This window comes from Pseudomonas grandcourensis, from assembly GCF_039909015.1.
In the GTDB taxonomy this organism is placed as follows: domain Bacteria; phylum Pseudomonadota; class Gammaproteobacteria; order Pseudomonadales; family Pseudomonadaceae; genus Aquipseudomonas; species Aquipseudomonas grandcourensis.
This window is the reverse complement of sequence record NZ_CP150919.1, coordinates 2,960,637-2,975,496: the sequence shown is the minus strand read 5'-3', so window position 1 is coordinate 2,975,496 and position 14,860 is coordinate 2,960,637. Positions and strand designations below refer to the sequence as shown.

At 61.2% G+C, this 14,860-nt stretch carries 16 protein-coding genes and 2 pseudogenes; 10 read left to right on the top strand and 8 right to left on the bottom strand.

What is annotated here, in order from left to right:
* Positions 1 to 20: 20 nt before the first annotated feature.
* Complete coding sequence (locus AABM52_RS13430; protein ID WP_347912225.1) at positions 21 to 446, top strand: VOC family protein; 426 nt, start codon at positions 21 to 23, stop codon at positions 444 to 446.
* 117 nt (positions 447 to 563) lie between these two features.
* Here the strand turns inward: AABM52_RS13430 and AABM52_RS13425 are convergent, their stop codons facing one another.
* From AABM52_RS13425 to AABM52_RS13400, 6 genes are all read right to left on the bottom strand, one after another.
* A complete protein-coding gene (locus AABM52_RS13425) occupies positions 564 to 1,145 on the bottom strand; it encodes a GGDEF domain-containing protein (RefSeq protein WP_347912224.1) in 582 nt (193 codons plus the stop codon).
* 73 nt (positions 1,146 to 1,218) lie between these two features.
* Positions 1,219 to 1,800, bottom strand: coding sequence for a hypothetical protein (locus AABM52_RS13420; RefSeq protein ID WP_347912223.1), 582 nt, complete (start codon positions 1,798 to 1,800; stop codon positions 1,219 to 1,221).
* A gap of 1 nt (position 1,801) precedes the next feature.
* On the bottom strand, positions 1,802 to 3,970 hold the full coding sequence (locus AABM52_RS13415; RefSeq protein ID WP_347912222.1) for a xanthine dehydrogenase family protein molybdopterin-binding subunit: 2,169 nt from the start codon (positions 3,968 to 3,970) through the stop codon (positions 1,802 to 1,804).
* Positions 3,971 to 3,977: 7 nt separating this feature from the next.
* Positions 3,978 to 4,433: a (2Fe-2S)-binding protein gene (locus AABM52_RS13410; protein WP_347912220.1), complete on the bottom strand. Its 456-nt coding sequence runs from the start codon at positions 4,431 to 4,433 to the stop codon at positions 3,978 to 3,980.
* A gap of 172 nt (positions 4,434 to 4,605) precedes the next feature.
* On the bottom strand, positions 4,606 to 5,760 hold the full coding sequence (locus tag AABM52_RS13405) for an NnrS family protein (protein WP_347912219.1): 1,155 nt from the start codon (positions 5,758 to 5,760) through the stop codon (positions 4,606 to 4,608).
* A complete protein-coding gene (locus AABM52_RS13400) occupies positions 5,760 to 6,008 on the bottom strand; it encodes a transmembrane sensor/regulator PpyR (protein WP_347912218.1) in 249 nt (82 codons plus the stop codon). The genes AABM52_RS13405 and AABM52_RS13400 overlap by 1 nt, the downstream gene beginning before the upstream one ends.
* A gap of 266 nt (positions 6,009 to 6,274) precedes the next feature.
* On the opposite strand from AABM52_RS13400, the gene AABM52_RS13395 reads away from it, so the two are divergent.
* Both AABM52_RS13395 and AABM52_RS13390 read left to right on the top strand, forming a co-directional pair.
* Positions 6,275 to 6,778, top strand: a complete 504-nt coding sequence (locus tag AABM52_RS13395) for a VOC family protein (RefSeq protein WP_347912217.1) — start codon at positions 6,275 to 6,277, stop codon at positions 6,776 to 6,778.
* A gap of 33 nt (positions 6,779 to 6,811) precedes the next feature.
* Entirely contained in the window at positions 6,812 to 7,657 is an 846-nt protein-coding gene (locus AABM52_RS13390) for an AraC family transcriptional regulator (protein WP_347912216.1), read from the top strand.
* Positions 7,658 to 7,663: 6 nt separating this feature from the next.
* Here the strand turns inward: AABM52_RS13390 and AABM52_RS13385 are convergent, their stop codons facing one another.
* A complete protein-coding gene (locus AABM52_RS13385; protein ID WP_347912215.1) occupies positions 7,664 to 8,251 on the bottom strand; it encodes a LysE family translocator in 588 nt (195 codons plus the stop codon).
* 86 nt (positions 8,252 to 8,337) lie between these two features.
* Positions 8,338 to 9,669, bottom strand: a complete 1,332-nt coding sequence (locus AABM52_RS13380) for a PLP-dependent aminotransferase family protein (protein ID WP_347912213.1) — start codon at positions 9,667 to 9,669, stop codon at positions 8,338 to 8,340.
* 89 nt (positions 9,670 to 9,758) lie between these two features.
* Here AABM52_RS13380 and AABM52_RS13375 point away from each other — a divergent pair, with 89 nt between their 5' ends.
* The 7 genes and pseudogenes from AABM52_RS13375 to AABM52_RS13345 form a co-directional block, all read left to right on the top strand.
* A complete protein-coding gene (locus AABM52_RS13375; protein WP_347912211.1) occupies positions 9,759 to 10,655 on the top strand; it encodes a DMT family transporter in 897 nt (298 codons plus the stop codon).
* 91 nt (positions 10,656 to 10,746) lie between these two features.
* Positions 10,747 to 11,115: pseudogene (locus AABM52_RS13370) on the top strand (LysE family translocator); the annotation flags it as partial.
* Between the two features lie 165 nt (positions 11,116 to 11,280).
* The gene (locus AABM52_RS13365; RefSeq protein WP_347912209.1) at positions 11,281 to 12,321 is read left to right on the top strand and encodes an alpha/beta fold hydrolase; all 1,041 of its coding nucleotides are present in this window, start codon (positions 11,281 to 11,283) and stop codon (positions 12,319 to 12,321) included.
* Between the two features lie 541 nt (positions 12,322 to 12,862).
* Positions 12,863 to 13,417, top strand: a complete 555-nt coding sequence (locus AABM52_RS13360; RefSeq protein WP_339493143.1) for a helix-turn-helix domain-containing protein — start codon at positions 12,863 to 12,865, stop codon at positions 13,415 to 13,417.
* The gene (locus tag AABM52_RS13355; RefSeq protein ID WP_347912208.1) at positions 13,414 to 13,935 is read left to right on the top strand and encodes a thioesterase family protein; all 522 of its coding nucleotides are present in this window, start codon (positions 13,414 to 13,416) and stop codon (positions 13,933 to 13,935) included. The genes AABM52_RS13360 and AABM52_RS13355 overlap by 4 nt, the downstream gene beginning before the upstream one ends.
* A gap of 8 nt (positions 13,936 to 13,943) precedes the next feature.
* The gene (locus tag AABM52_RS13350) at positions 13,944 to 14,369 is read left to right on the top strand and encodes a hypothetical protein (RefSeq protein WP_347912207.1); all 426 of its coding nucleotides are present in this window, start codon (positions 13,944 to 13,946) and stop codon (positions 14,367 to 14,369) included.
* Positions 14,370 to 14,547: 178 nt separating this feature from the next.
* Positions 14,548 to 14,802: pseudogene (locus tag AABM52_RS13345) on the top strand (LysE family translocator); the annotation flags it as partial.
* Between the last annotated feature and the right edge of the window lie 58 nt (positions 14,803 to 14,860).

Sequence of the window (14,860 nt, the reverse complement as noted above, 5' to 3'; positions counted from 1 at the left end):
CCCACACCGAGGTTCGCCTGATGCAACTGTCCCCTTTTCACCTGGCCATTCCAGTCTACGACTTGCCGGCCGCCCGACATTTCTATGGTTCAGTGTTTGGCCTGGAAGAAGGCCGCTCAAGCGACCATTGGGTGGATTTCAATTTCTTCGGCCATCAACTGGTGATTCACCTGGCACCGAAAAACCCTGCGCAAGAGGCCGCGCACACCAATGCCGTGGATGGTCACGATGTGCCGGTGCCGCATTTTGGCGTGGTACTCGGGATGGCTGAGTGGGAGGCGTTGGCCGAGCGCTTGAAGTCACTGGGGACGCGCTTCGTGATCGAGCCGGGGATTCGCTTTCAGGGGCTGGTGGGTGAACAGGCGACGATGTTTCTGTTTGATCCTTGCGGTAATGCGCTGGAGTTCAAGGCGTTCAAGGACATTGGGCAGTTGTTTGCCAAATAGGTGGTGCCTGTCAGGACGCCATCGCGAGCAGGCTCGCTCCCACAGTGGATTTGTGGCGTTCACAAAACCTGTAGGAGCGAGCCTGCGCGCGAAGAGGCCCGCCAACACCACACCGCCCTAGCGGCTCATCACACGCTCGGCCTCCTCCAGCAGTTCCTCGATCGAGTCATGAACAATGGGGTCATATTCGACCTGGGTCACACTGAACCGAATCTCATAACTGCGATGCGCCGTGGCGTTGCGCTCATCGAGCATCTCATTGAGCCGGGCCTTGATCGCCTCAATCTCCACGACGCTGGAACCGGTCAGCAACGCCACGAACCGGTCGCCTTCGAGCCGGCCGACCACATCGCTTTCACGAAAACCGATACGCAGGACATCGGCGAATGTCTTCAGCGCATCGTCACCTTTGGCCCGGCCATACAGATAACTCATGCGCTTGAATTCATCAAGGGTGAAGTACAGCAGCGTCGCCGGCGTCCCCAGCTCCCGGCAGGCGTCTAGCCCGAGCCGGGCCAGCGCGGTGAAGCCATGGCGATTGGACAGCAGCGTCAGCTCGTCCATGCTTGCCATTTGCACGCCCGCCAGCTCTTGCTCGGCCTGGCGCGCCAGATCCCGCAGCCGTTCACGTTCTTGCTGTGGCGTGAGCAACGGGTTTGCGGATCGACCCGATTTTCCCGCTTTGCCTGAGATCAACATCGTTCACTCCTTGGCGGGTATGCACATTAGAGTGGCCCATACCCGCATTGACTCCCTGTTAGCGTGCCGCTGGTCAGCTACCCGCCACCGGGCACGGTCCTCCTGCATCGGCCCAGCGTTTGAACCGGGTGACGAAGACATCGTGGGGCACCGGTACCGGCGCGCGATTGCCGCCCGGATTCCAGCCCCAAAGCACCAGCTTGTCGTCGCTGACGTGCTTGATCAGCGCGGCAAAATCCCGATCGCCGTTGCTGGAGCGATCCTTGATCATCTCGCACAACTTGTTCGCTGGCAGGCCGATCCAGGCCATGCGGTGCGCGGCCGGCGGCAAACTCCAGTGCGGAGCCCCGGGTGGCGCGTGGGGGCCGTAACTGGCCGGCGGATTGCTTTGCGCATGGCAGGTTGCACAGGGCAACCCGGCCGAGCCCTTGCCATCCATGCCCCGCACGACATTCATGGCGTGGGGCACGCCGGCATCGAATTGCAGCGGCGAATCCCCGGGAATGTGGCAGTTCTGGCAACGGGGGCTCTGGAAGACTTTCTGCACGGTGTCGAACGCCTGCAAGGCCTCGCGGTCATCGGCGAACACGTGGGATGCGTAGGCGATGAGAAAGATCAGGATCAACGCCCCAAGCAACCAGTGATGTCGTTTCATCTCACACCCCCGACAGCTGCAAGGGCAGCTCCCGCAGGCGCTGCCCGGTCAAGGCAAACACCGCGTTGGCCACCGCCGGCGCCATGGGCGGCACACCGGCTTCGCCGATACCGCCGGGTTTGTCGCTGCTGGGCACGATATGCACTTCCACCACCGGCATTTCGTTGAGCCGCAGCACCCGATAGTCGTGGTAGTTGGACTGCACCACCTGTCCGTCCTTGAGCGTCAGCTTGCTGTGCAACGCGAAGCTGAGGCCAAAGGTGATGCACGACTCCATCTGCGCGGCGATGCTCTGGGGGTTGACCGCAATGCCGCAGTCCACCGCACACACCACCCGGTGCACGCGGATGGCAAGGTTGTCCTGTGACACCTCGGCCACCTGGGCCACATAGCTGCCGAACGACTCATGCACCGCCACACCCAGGGCATGGCCGTCCGGCAGCGGCGCCGTCCAGTTGGCCTTCTCCACCGCGAGGTTCAGCACACCGAGGTGGCGCGGATGATCCTTGAGCAAGGTGCGCCGATATTCCACCGGATCCTTGCCGGCCGCCGTGGCCAGTTCATCGATCAGCGACTCCATGACAAACGCGGTGTGGGTGTGCCCCACCGAACGCAGCCACAACACGCTGATGCCGGTCTTCGGGGAATGCAGTTCGATCTGGTGATTGGCCAGTCCTTCGAGGTAAGGGCTGTCGACCACGCCTTCGACGGAGGTCTTGTCGATGCCGTCCTTGACCATGCTCGCCTCAAGCGAGGTTCCGGCCATGATCGATTGCCCGACCATCACATGCTTCCAGGCCAGCGGCAGGCCGTCGGCTCCCAGCCCGATCCGCGCATGGTGCAGGAACGCCGAGCGGTAATAGCCGCCGCGGATGTCGTCTTCCCGCGCCCACACGGTTTTCACCGGTGCACCGGCGGCCTTGGCGACATACACCGCTTCGCTGACGAAATCCGACGTCGGATTGGCCCGGCGCCCGAAGCCGCCGCCGAGAAATTCGGTATGGATCACCACCTGTTCCGGTTTGAGCCCGGTGATTTTCCCGGCGACCATCTGGTCCAGGGTCTGGAACTGGGTGCCGGTCCAGATTTCGCATTTGTCCTGGGTGATGCTCACCGTGCAGTTCAGCGGCTCCATCGGCGCATGGGCCAGATAAGGCACGCTGTATTCAACGTCGATCTTCTTGGCCGCTTTCGCCAGCGCAGCCTGGGTATCCCCCGCCTGGCCGGCGTTCAGACCGGGGGTGGTGGCGAGCTTGCGGAAGTTTTCCAGCAACGCCTGGCTATTGAGCGCGGCGTTCGGCCCCGGATTCCACTCGATTTTCAGCGCATCGCGCCCCAGCTTCGCCGCCCAGAAATGATCGGCAATCACCGCGATGCCGGTCGGCACTTGCACCACTTTGTGCACGCCCGGAATCGCCAGCGCTTCGGCGCCTTCAAAGGATTTGACGCTGCCGCCGAAGGTGGGCGAACGGGCGACCATCGCGGTCATCAGCCCGTCAAACTGCACGTCCATGCCGAATTTCGCCCGGCCGGTGATTTTCTCCGGCGTGTCCAGACGCTTGGTGGGCTTGCCGATCAGCCGCCAGTCTTTCGCATCCTTGAGCTTGATCGAGGCCGGGTCTGGCCGTGGCAATTGCCCGGCGTCATCGGCCAGTTCGCCATAGGTGGCACGGTGTTCACCGGCAATGACCACCCCCGATTCGGTACGGATCTCGGACGGCGCGACGTTGAAACGCTTGGCCGCCGCATCGATCAACATCAAGCGCGCCGCCGCGCCGGCCTGGCGATAGCGGTCGAACTCCATCCAGGTCGAGGTCGAGCCGCCAGTGATTTGCATTCCGCCAAAGGCAGGCAGGCCGTAATCGGCAGCCGAAGCCGGGGAATGCTCGACGCGGATTTTCGTCCAATCGGCGTCCAGTTCTTCGGCGATCAGCATGGTCAGGCCGGTCCAGATGCCCTGGCCCATTTCCGAATGGCCGAGCAACACAGTGACGCTGTTGTCGTTGCCAATGCGCAGGAAGGCGTTGGGCGCAAACACGTTGCCCTGGTTCTCCGCGCCCATGGCGAAACGGTGGGCACCGGGCATGGCAAACGCCACCACCAATCCACCGCCCAGCACGGCACTGCCCTTGAGAAAACCACGACGCGATAGTCCGTTGATGCTGTTCATGGCCACCTCATCCCAGCTCGGCGGCGCGCTTGACTGCCGCGCGAATTCGCGGGTAAGTGCCGCAACGGCAGATGTTGCCGGACAGCGCCTGATCTATGTCGTTGTCGGTCGGTTGCGGAATTTTCGCCAGCAAGGCCGCCGCCGACATGATCTGCCCGGACTGGCAGTAGCCACACTGGACCACGTCAAGTTCCGCCCAGGCCTGTTGGACCGGGTGCGAACCGTCTGCGGAAAGGCCTTCGATGGTGAGTATCTTCTGTCCATCGGCCACGGCCGTGGCCGGTGTAATGCACGAGCGCAGCGGTGCGCCATCGACGTGCACGGTGCAGGCCCCGCATTGGGCGATGCCGCAGCCGAACTTGGTGCCGGTGAGGTGGGCGACATCGCGCAAGACCCAGAGCAGCGGCATGTCGGCGGGGACATCCAGCTCCTGGTCCTGGCCATTGATGTTCAGGGTGAGCATGGCGCGGTTCCTCAGACTCAGGGTGATCTGAAGGGGCGTCGCTGCGGCCTTGTAAAACCTGCGCGCGCCTCGGGCTATCCCTTCAGCTAAGCGCAAATTTGCCGGCAGGCCGTGGCGCATCGACCACCGGTCATGAAAAAGCCGCCTCGAAGGGCGGCCCTGAAGGTCTTCGCTAGAGCCTCGGCCCCAATAAAATGCCGGTGTAGCGCCAGACGAAAACACCGAAAGCGCTACACCACAGCAACGCCGACAGCGCCAAACCCTGATCGGAAAACGGCACCAGCCACACTCGACACACACCCGCCAGCAACAACAGGGCAAACCCCGCAACGATCGCCTTTGACGGCTGCAACAAGCGCCCGGTATGCCCCAGGCTGACCCGCGCGATCATCGCCAGAACCAACCCGCCGATACCGCCGACAGCCAGCGAATGGGTGGCCAGACTTTGTTGCGGCATCCAGCCCAGGTGCCACAGCGCCATGGCCAGCGTCGCCACCGCGAGCCAGGCATAAGCCAGGTACAGCGACCACAGCAGCGGCACGCGCCACAGGCCGCGATCATGCCAGCGCCACAATCGCAGCAGATGCAAACCGCTGATCAACGCAAACAACAGCGCCAGCCACACCCGTGGGACGTCATTCAATCCGGCGGCAAAAGACACCGCCGCCAGCATGGCGCTGATCAGCAACACCTTGCCCGGCAACGGATGAGCCGCAGGCGCTGCGGGACGGTTCAAGCCGCGCTGGATAAAGAACGGAATCACCCGCCCGCCGATCACGCTCATCAGCGCGCCCACCAGCCACAAGGCAGCCAGCACTCCATGGCGTTGCAGATTGGCGTCATCAACGGCAAACCCCAGCAACGTCAACGCCTGACACCCGGCCAGCAGCATCACCATCAACAGAATCGGATAATTCTCGCGCTTGCGCGCGGCCAGCAGGTCGCGCCCCAACGCCCACACCAGCAACGGCAAAAACGGAACCTGCAACGCCAGCAGCAAGGGCACAGGTATCGGCAGGAGCCAGGCCAGCCGTGCCAGCAGCCACACCAGCACCAGGCCGATCAGCGGCCAGCCCTTGAGCCCCGACCGACCGGTCCAGTTGGGCACCGCCGTCAGCAGGAACCCGGCAATGATGGCCGAGGCAAATCCGAATGGCATTTCATGTCGATGCCAGGCGAGCATGCCACCCACCGGTTGCGCACCGGGCAAGCGGCCGTACAGCCACAAGGCCCAGATCGCGATGGCAAGGGCCGCGAACCCGGCGCCGGCCAGAAAGAAGGGTCGAAAGCCCAGGCTGAAGAGCGGTGCAGCCGCCAGTTTGCGCATCAAGCCACCACTCGGGCCGGGAATTGGCTCAGGCGATACTGGGAAAGCAGGCGCATGACATAGCCGATTTTCAACAGGGTCGGGCCAATAATGGTCATGGCGTGCATCGCCACCAGCACGGTGATCGCCAGATGGCCGTCGTAGAGATAGGCACCGTAAATGCCGACCAGCAGCATCGCCAGGCCCGCGCCTAGTACACGGCTCGACCATTGAAGGACGTTCTGAGGGTTGCTGAAGAAGTTGAACATTGTGCGAACTCCTGAAGGCGTTCAGTTGTACCTTTACCCCTTCAAGTCCCGTGCCAGGTTTTTACCCCTTTAGGTCCAAGCACTTGCGCACATACGAGTCATAAAGACACACCACCAGAATAGTCTGTTTGACTCCAATCAAAGTCATTATGACTACGCTCACTTAACCCTCTGACAATTTTCTCGATCTACGGTACGGCCAGACGAGCAGAGGCTGACTACGCTGAAAGTCCGGAACATACGTTACCTGCAGAGGAGCTGGCACCATGCTACGCGTACAAAAACTCACGCCCTGCCTGTGGTTCGACGATCAGGCCGAAGAGGCGGCGAAGTTCTATTGCTCGATCTTCGACCATTCGAAAATCACTGCCCTCACCCATTACGGCCACGCCGGATTCGAGTTCCACGGCCGGCCCGAGGGTTCGGTCATGACCGTCAGCTTCGAGCTCGACGGACAGAGTTTTACCGGTCTCAACGGCGGGCCTTTGTTCAAGTTCAGCGAGGCGGTTTCGTTTCAGGTCAATTGCCTGAGCCAGGAAGAGGTCGATCATTACTGGGGCAATCTGTCGGCCGGTGGCGCGCCCGAAGCCCAGCAATGCGGTTGGCTCAGGGACAAGTTCGGGCTGTCGTGGCAGATCGTCCCCGTCGCGATGATGGAGATGATCAAGGACCCCGACACGAAGAAATCCCAACGGGCCATGCAGGCGATGATGCAGATGAAAAAACTCGATATTGCCGTACTGCAACGAGCCTTTGACGGCGAGAGCTAATACACTCGGGCGCTGACCTGCCGAGGAGCGAGCATGAAGCACGCCGTTGCCAAGAACGCCGACAAGGCCCCGCGCTTCTGGCGCGATGATGCCCTGCCCTTCATCGAAGCCCGCGCCATCGCCGACGGGCGCGAAGTCTGCTACACCCGGCACGCCCACGAGCACTTTTCCATCGGGGCGATCACCGCCGGGCGCAGCACTTATCTGCATGAGCAGTCGACATTCGAGGTCAGCGTCGGCACGGTGGTGCTGATGAACCCCGGCGACGTCCACGCCTGCAACCCGATCGAAGACCAACCCTGGTCGTACCTGATGCTGTACGTCGATACGCCGTGGCTGACCGATTTACAGCACCAGCTCGGGTTCAGCGATGACGCGGCGTTTCGCCGCTTTACGCTGACCCATACCCGGGACGCCCAGCTGTTTGCCGGCCTCGCGGGCTTGTATGAAGTGCTGATCGATCCACAGCAAGACGTGCTGCGCAAACACAGCGTGGCCGTGGAGTTCTTTACCGAGGTTCAGCTACGACTCAACCCGGCCGACCCGCCGCTGCGCGAACCCAACTTCAAGCTGGAGCGCGCGGCCGACTACATCCGCGACCACTGCACGCAAACCCTCAGGCTCGAAGACATTTGCGAAGCGGCGCAACTGTCACCGTCCTACCTGATCCGTGCCTTCAAGCAGCATTACGGCATGACACCCCACGCGTTCCTGGTGAACCGGCGCATCCAGTTCGCCCAGGATCGATTGCGCAGCGGCAAGCTGATCGCGGACGTGGCACTGGAAGCGGGGTTCGCCGATCAGGCGCATTTTCAACGGGCGTTTAAACAGCATCTGGCGGCGACGCCGGGGCAGTATCGGGGGGTGAGTCCTTCGTGATTGCCGTTACGGCAACAACAGGTACACCGCACTCACCACCAGCAACAAAGCCATGGCCCGATTGAACAGGCGCATACCCGACGGGTTGTTGAGGAAACCGCGCAAAAACGTCCCGGCATACGCCCAGCAACCGACCGACACATAACAGATCACCAGATAAATCGCGGCGAACTGCCAGACCAGGTGCGCCTCGCCATCGGCGACGAAGGCGCCCATGCCGGCCACACAGGCCAGCCAGGCCTTGGGGTTGAGCCATTGCATGATGGCGCCATACAGCATCGATGGCGCCTGTGCCGATTCACTGGCCTGCACCTGCCCACTGTCGGCCGCCAGCTTGAAGGCCATGTACAACAGAAAGGCCACCCCCGCCCATTGCACCACCTGGGTCAGCGCCGGCCACTGCTGCAACAACTCATGCAGGCCCAGCCCCATCAGCACCAACAGCAAGACAAACCCCAGGGTGGCCCCTGCCACGTGACGCTGGCTGGCCCGGAAACCAAAGCGTGCGCCGGAGCTCAACGCCACAATGTTGACCGGCCCCGGCGTGATGGAAGCGACCAGCGCAAACGCCGCCATGGACATCATCAGACTCATTGCACACCTTCTTCCATCGAATTGAACGAGGCCCTCAAGGTAAAGAGCCGAGCGATTCGCGTATTGAAGAAAACTGCCCTGCAGCGCTATGAGTAAAAGCCAACGACGTTCTTGACCTTGCCCAGGGCAATCCGCAGCGAGTCCATGTCCACCGAGCCCAACGCCAGGCGTATCGCGTGCGGCACATGGGCCGAAATCGCAAAGGGCTCGGCCGGCGACACCGACACCTGCTCGCGCATCAGCGCCATGGCGATCTGGTCGGCCCGTGCGTCTTCCGCCAGCGGCAGCCAGATGAAATAAGAGTTCGGGTGACTGATGGTCCTGAGTCCTGCCAGCACCTCGCGGGCCAGGGCTTGCCGGGCCCGGGCGTCCGTGCGCTTTTGCACCTCCAGTTGGCTGACGGTGCCGTCGTCGAGCCAGGCCGTGACGATGGCGGTCATCACGCCCGGGGTGTTCCAGGTGGTCGCCATGATCGTGCGCTCGAAGGCGACAACCCATTGCGCGGGCGCAGCGATGAAACCGACGCGCAGCCCGGTGGCGACATTCTTCGACAGGCCGGACACGTACACCGTCCTCTCCGGTGCCAGCTCGGCCAACGGTGGCGGGACGTTTTCGGCCAGGAACGCGTAGGCGGCGTCTTCGATGATCGTCAGGTCATGCCGGCGCGCAATCGCCACCAACTGCTCGCGCCGATCGAGGTCCATCACCCAGCCCAGCGGGTTATGCAAGGTCGGCATCGAATACACAGCCCGTACCGATCGGCTGCGGCAGAGTTTTTCCAGGGCCGGCAGATCAGGCCCGGTGTCCGTGACCGGAATCGGCAAGACTTCCAGATGCAGGGTTTCGGCCAGCGTCTTGAAGCCGGGATAGGTCAACGCATCGGCGGCGATCACATCGCCGGGCTTGAGCAGCGTCATCATCGCCACCGCCAGGCCATGCTGAGCACCGCTGACGATCAACACCTGTTCGGCCGGCACGCGCAGCCCGCGGTCGAGCAGATGACGCGCGACCGAGGCCCGCTCGTGCAGGCGTCCCGCGTGGGGCTGATAGCGCAGGAGCGATTCCAGGTGACCGGACAACGCCAGTTGACGCAAGGCCGTGCGCAACAGGTCGGCCTGCCCGGGCAACGACGGGTAGTTGAAGTTAAGGTCGATCACCCCCGCCGCCACCACGTGCTGCGAGATGCCCTGCCCCGGCGGCAACGAGGTTTCCCTGACAAAGGTTCCGCGTCCGGTTTCGCCGCTGACCAGGCCCATGCCCTCCAGCTCGGCATACACCCGGCTGGCGGTGACCAGTGCCAGACCGTGCTCTGTAGCCAGTTGCCGGTGAGTCGGCAGGCGCGTGCCGGGCGGCAAACGCCCGGAACGGATGTCGGCGGCAAAGGCATCTACCAGCGTCTTGTAGCGGGATCGAGGCATGCCGAGATGTATCCATGACAATTTTTTGATTGTATCGATAGTCGCTCATACGATGAGTTTCGTGCAATCAGACAATGAGCGTGAGCCAAATGGAACGGACCTCGAACCTGCAACACCGGACGCTGGAGAACAGCACCAGCGGCTGGATCAACGGCCTGATCGGCGTGGTGATCTTCAGCGGCTCGCTGCCGGCGACTCGGGTGGCGGTGCTGGAGTTTGACCCGGTGTTCCTGACGGTCGCACGCGCGACCATCGCTGCGGTCCTGGCGCTGTGCCTGTTGTGGTTATTCAAGGAAAAACGCCCGGCGCGCCAGCAACTGATACCGCTGATTATCGTTGCCCTGGGCGTGGTCATCGGCTTTCCCTTGCTGACCGCGCTGGCCCTGCAATACGTGACGTCCGCGCACTCGATCGTTTTCGTCGGCCTGTTGCCCCTGGCGACGGCGGTGTTCGGCGTCCTGCGCGGCGGCGAGCGGCCACGGGCGGCGTTCTGGATTTTCTCGGTGCTGGGCAGCCTGCTGGTGGTCGGATTTGCCCTGTCACAGGGGCTGACCGCCTCCCCCCAGGGCGACATCCTGATGCTGCTGGCCATCCTCGCCTGCGGCCTGGGTTATGCCGAAGGCGCGAAGCTTTCGCGCACCCTGGGTGGCTGGCAGGTGATCAGCTGGGCGCTGGTGCTGTCGCTGCCGGTCGTGGCCGTGCTGAGCTGGATGCGTTTGCCGGCTTCGTTCACCGGCATCAGCACGCCGGCCTGGTTCAGCCTGGCTTACGTCTCGCTGTTCAGCATGCTGATCGGTTTCGTGTTCTGGTATCGCGGGCTGGCCCAAGGGGGCATCGCCGCCGTCGGGCAATTGCAGCTGCTTCAGCCGTTTTTCGGGCTGACCCTGGCCGCCACCCTGCTGCATGAACAGGTCAGCGCAGGCATGCTGGGTGTCACCGTCGCCGTGATCCTCTGCGTCGCCGGGGCGAAAAAGTTCGCCAGATAGCCCTGTGTACGGTGGTTTGCGCCCATGACTGTATGGGTCTGGCCAGGGGTGAGCCGTGATAAAAACAGCGCTCTTGCTACAGGAGCCCACCATGGACCTCGCCACCCTCACCCTGTTTCTGCCGGCCTGCTTTGCCCTCAACATGGCACCTGGCCCCAACAACCTGCTGTCGGTCAGCAATTCGACCCGCTATGGCTACCGCATCGCGTGTGTGGCCGGCATCGGCCGGTTGCTGGCGTTCGCCGGGATGATTGCCCTGGCCTCGGCGGGACTGGCGGTGGTGCTGCAAACCTCTGAGCTGTTGTTCTACGCCATCAAGATCCTCGGCGCGGCCTACCTGTTCTACCTCGCCTGGCAATTGTGGCGCGCCGATCCTGGCGTCGAAAACGTGGTCACCACTGCGCCCGTGGGCACGCTGGCGCTGGCCCGGCAGGAATTCCTGGTGGCGGCCGGCAAGCCTAATGATGGGCAATATAAAATCGCCCAATAGGCTGCTATCGGCTGTGGATTCAACCGGTCGATGCAACACAACTAAATTCTGTGTATGCCGACACGATGGCTGATATGTTTCCCGCGCACCTGATCGAGTCCAATCGACGCTGATCCCATCAAGGAAGATAAAACAATGAAAATAGTGCTCGGCGCCCTGCTCCTTATCTGCCTAAACATACATGCATTCGCTGGTGACAACCCCATAGGCTTCCGGGCCTCGACGTTGCCAGACAAGCAAAATGACCGCCCGCTGGAGTTGGTCGTCTGGTACCCGAGTGCAACCACTGCCACACCGCAGTTGATCGCTGATACTCCGGTGTTTGTCGGTGCCCTCGCCGTCCGCGATGCTCCTCCGGCCGCAGGCGCGCATCCATTGGTGGTGCTCTCCCACGGCTTTCGCGGTAATTGGGGGAACCAGTCATGGCTGGCCAGTGCACTGGTCCATCAGGGTTACATCGTGGTGGCAGTCAACCACCCCGGCACCACCACCCGTGATCGCAACCCTAAAGCCGCGGCACAGTTGTGGCAGCGTCCCGTCGACCTGCAGCGGGCCATCGATGCGGTCATGTCTCAGCCGGAACACTTTGGGTTAGTGGCGAAGCGTCAGATTGCAGTGGTAGGTCATTCACTTGGCGGCTGGACCGCCCTGGAAATCGCCGGAGCCCGATTCGATCCCGACCGTTTTGTCCAGGACTGCATCACCCATCCGCAGCTGGCCAGCTGCAGCGTTTACAAACAGATCAACCCCGACAGCACCCCGGCATCGAAAGCCCGGCTGGTCGCCGATCTGAGCGACAAACGTGTCACCGCCATCGTTTCCCTGGACCTGGGCCTGTCACGCGGCCTGACCAATGAAAGTCTGGCGACATTGCCGGTGCCGACACTGGTGATCGCAGCGGGCGCGCCCTCTGAAGACCTTCCCGCGCGGTTGGAGTCCGCCGACCTGACCAAGCGCTTGCCCCCGGCGACGAATCGTTACGTCGAGATCAAGGACGCCAGCCACTTCAGCTTTTCGTCGATATGCAAACCTGGCGCGGTGGCGTTGCTCGAAGAAGACGCACCAGGCGATGGCATCATTTGCCAGGATGGCGATGACGCTCGACCGCGGGCGTTGATCCAGCTGCAGATTGCATCGCTGATCACCGAGTTTCTGGCGCAGTCATTTCGCAACTGAAAATGGGGGATTCAATTAACGGCCAGCACTTGGCGCGCGCTGCCTGCGTACAGATCAGGTGGGCGCGCCTCACGAAGCATGACAATGGCTCTACGCGAAATCGACTCAACCAGTACCTGACGCTAGCAGTATTGCAAATGTGTCATTCGATCCGGAGTCCCTGAAACGCCCTGGCTGAATTGGCTAAAAAATTAATACAAGTTCGGGCGGCTCTTCGCATCTAGCTGCAATCGGCTGCGGTCGTGACAGGCAAATAACAGCCAGGACCGGACGCTCGGTCATGAGTTCAAAAGCCGCCATTCGCACTGATGCGACTGATTGTTTCAACGCTCGTTTGGTCCATTCAGCACCGTGACTATCCCTCACGGATGCAAGGCCGAACAGGTTTCCCACGGCTTTGGCACTCCCATTCTCTACCTGCATGGTGGCCTTAAAAGAATTGCGGAAAACACAGATTAAGTTTTATTAAGAAACTAAAATAGTTGCTTACTGAAACTAAAAAACATAGAGTCGAGACTACATTTCTTGCAGTTGAAGTCCTATGCCACGCCTGAGAGTCAACGAGTCCCTCTGTTCTGCCGCCCGCGCTCTTGAGGTGCTGGGCGATCGCTGGACACTCCTCCTGATTCGCGAAGTCGTATTCGGCACACGCCGTTTCGACGAGTTTGCGTTGCACCTCGGCATCGCACGCAACATCCTGACCACGCGCCTGAATGCAATGATTGCCGCCGATATTCTGGTGCAGGCGCCGGTCCGCGACGATGCGCTTCGCAAGGCCTACCATCTAACCGAAAAGGGACGAGATCTCCTGCCCGTCCTAATCGCATTGCTACAGTGGGGCGACCGCTGGCTACAAACTCCCGATTCGATTCCGATCCAGATCGTCGAGCGCGAATCGGGCGAAGTGCTCGAGCCCATGCGACCTCGCAATCGGTCTGGCAAAGCGCTAACCCTGCGCGACCTTGACTGGGTTCCGGGCCCCGGCAGTACCGATCCACGGATTGCCCCACTAGTCGCCGCCTACGAAAAACAGCGACGCATCGAACCGCGGCCGATAGCTGCGCCAAAAAAATCGAAGAAAGAGAAATCAGCATGAGTCTTTACTTTCGGCTGTTCTGGACCTGGCTACGAGCCCGTTTTAAATCGCCGATCCAGATGGGTGAAACCATCGAGCTGGTCATGCGCGTCTGGCCCAATGACCTCGACATCAACGGCCACATGAACAACGGTCGCTACATGACGATCACTGACCTGGCCCTGATCGAATACTTCACCCGCGCCGGATTCATCGAGGTCGCGCTACGCAAGAGATGGCGCCCCATGCTGGGCGGTAGCATCATTTCGTACCGTCGCGCCCTGAAGCCGTTCGCGGTTTATACCCTACGCTTTTCGATGAAATGCTGGGACGCGCGTTGGAACTACATGGCGTTCGAGTTTCTGCAGGATGGCAGGATGATGGCACACGGCCACAGCAAAGGCGCGATTGTCGGCAGAGACGGTTTCGTGAGCAGCGCGGACGTGCGCAATGCGATGGGTCTCAATCCGGCCTCGCCTGAATTTCCCGCGTCGATTTCCGCGTGGGTCGAAACCGAACGCCTGATGAACATTGAGTAGGAACCGCCATGCTTGCGCAAATACTCATAACGATCAGTGCAGGAATCATCATGTTGTTAGGCCTGGTGCATCTGGCCTACACCTACGTTGGCGACAAACTCCATCCGCGTGACACCGACTTACTAGCACGACTTAAAACGACCTCCCCCGTCATCAGCCGCCAAACAAGCGTGTGGAAAGCATGGATCGGCTTCAACGCGAGCCACAGTCTGGGTGCAATTTTGTTCGGAGTGATTTTTGGATATCTGGCACTTCAGCAGCCGATGCTGCTCTTTCATTCTTATTTCCTCGGATTCACAGGTTTGATCGTGCTTGGTGCCTACCTTGTGATGGCGAAACTGTACTGGTTCACCCGCCCCTTGCAAGGCATCTCGCTGGCATTCCTGTCCTATGTCGTCGGATTTATCCTCGCAAATATTCACCTTTTCGCGTGAGGCGACGGTGCTCAGTGCATGCAAATACCCTTCTTGGCTCCGCCTAGCAATTCGATGACATTGCGTTTCTGGCTGGTTCTGGTGCGCCTGCTGGACTCTACGGCCACATGAGGAATGTCTGCTCTGGGTTGAAAACGGCCCATCAGCTCAGGGCGAAATCAAGCTACGCCCCAGCAAACCCAAGGCCATCCTGATATTCACCGCATTCCTGCCGCAATTCGTCGACTCGACCCACGCCATTGCGCCGCAGTTCGTGGTGTTGGGTACGCTGTTTCTGGTGCTGGAATGGATCGCCATCGGCGCTTACGCCTACATGGGCCTGCACATGCGCCGCTGGTTCGCCAGGCCGTCGGGCAAGCGGATGTTTAATCGTTGCTGTGCAGGCCTACTGTCAGCAGCGGCGTCGGTACTTCTGATGGCGAGACGCGCTTGATCCTACGGATCATTGTGAAAATCGGAAATTCACTGTCGATTTTCCGGTGGAGGCCATC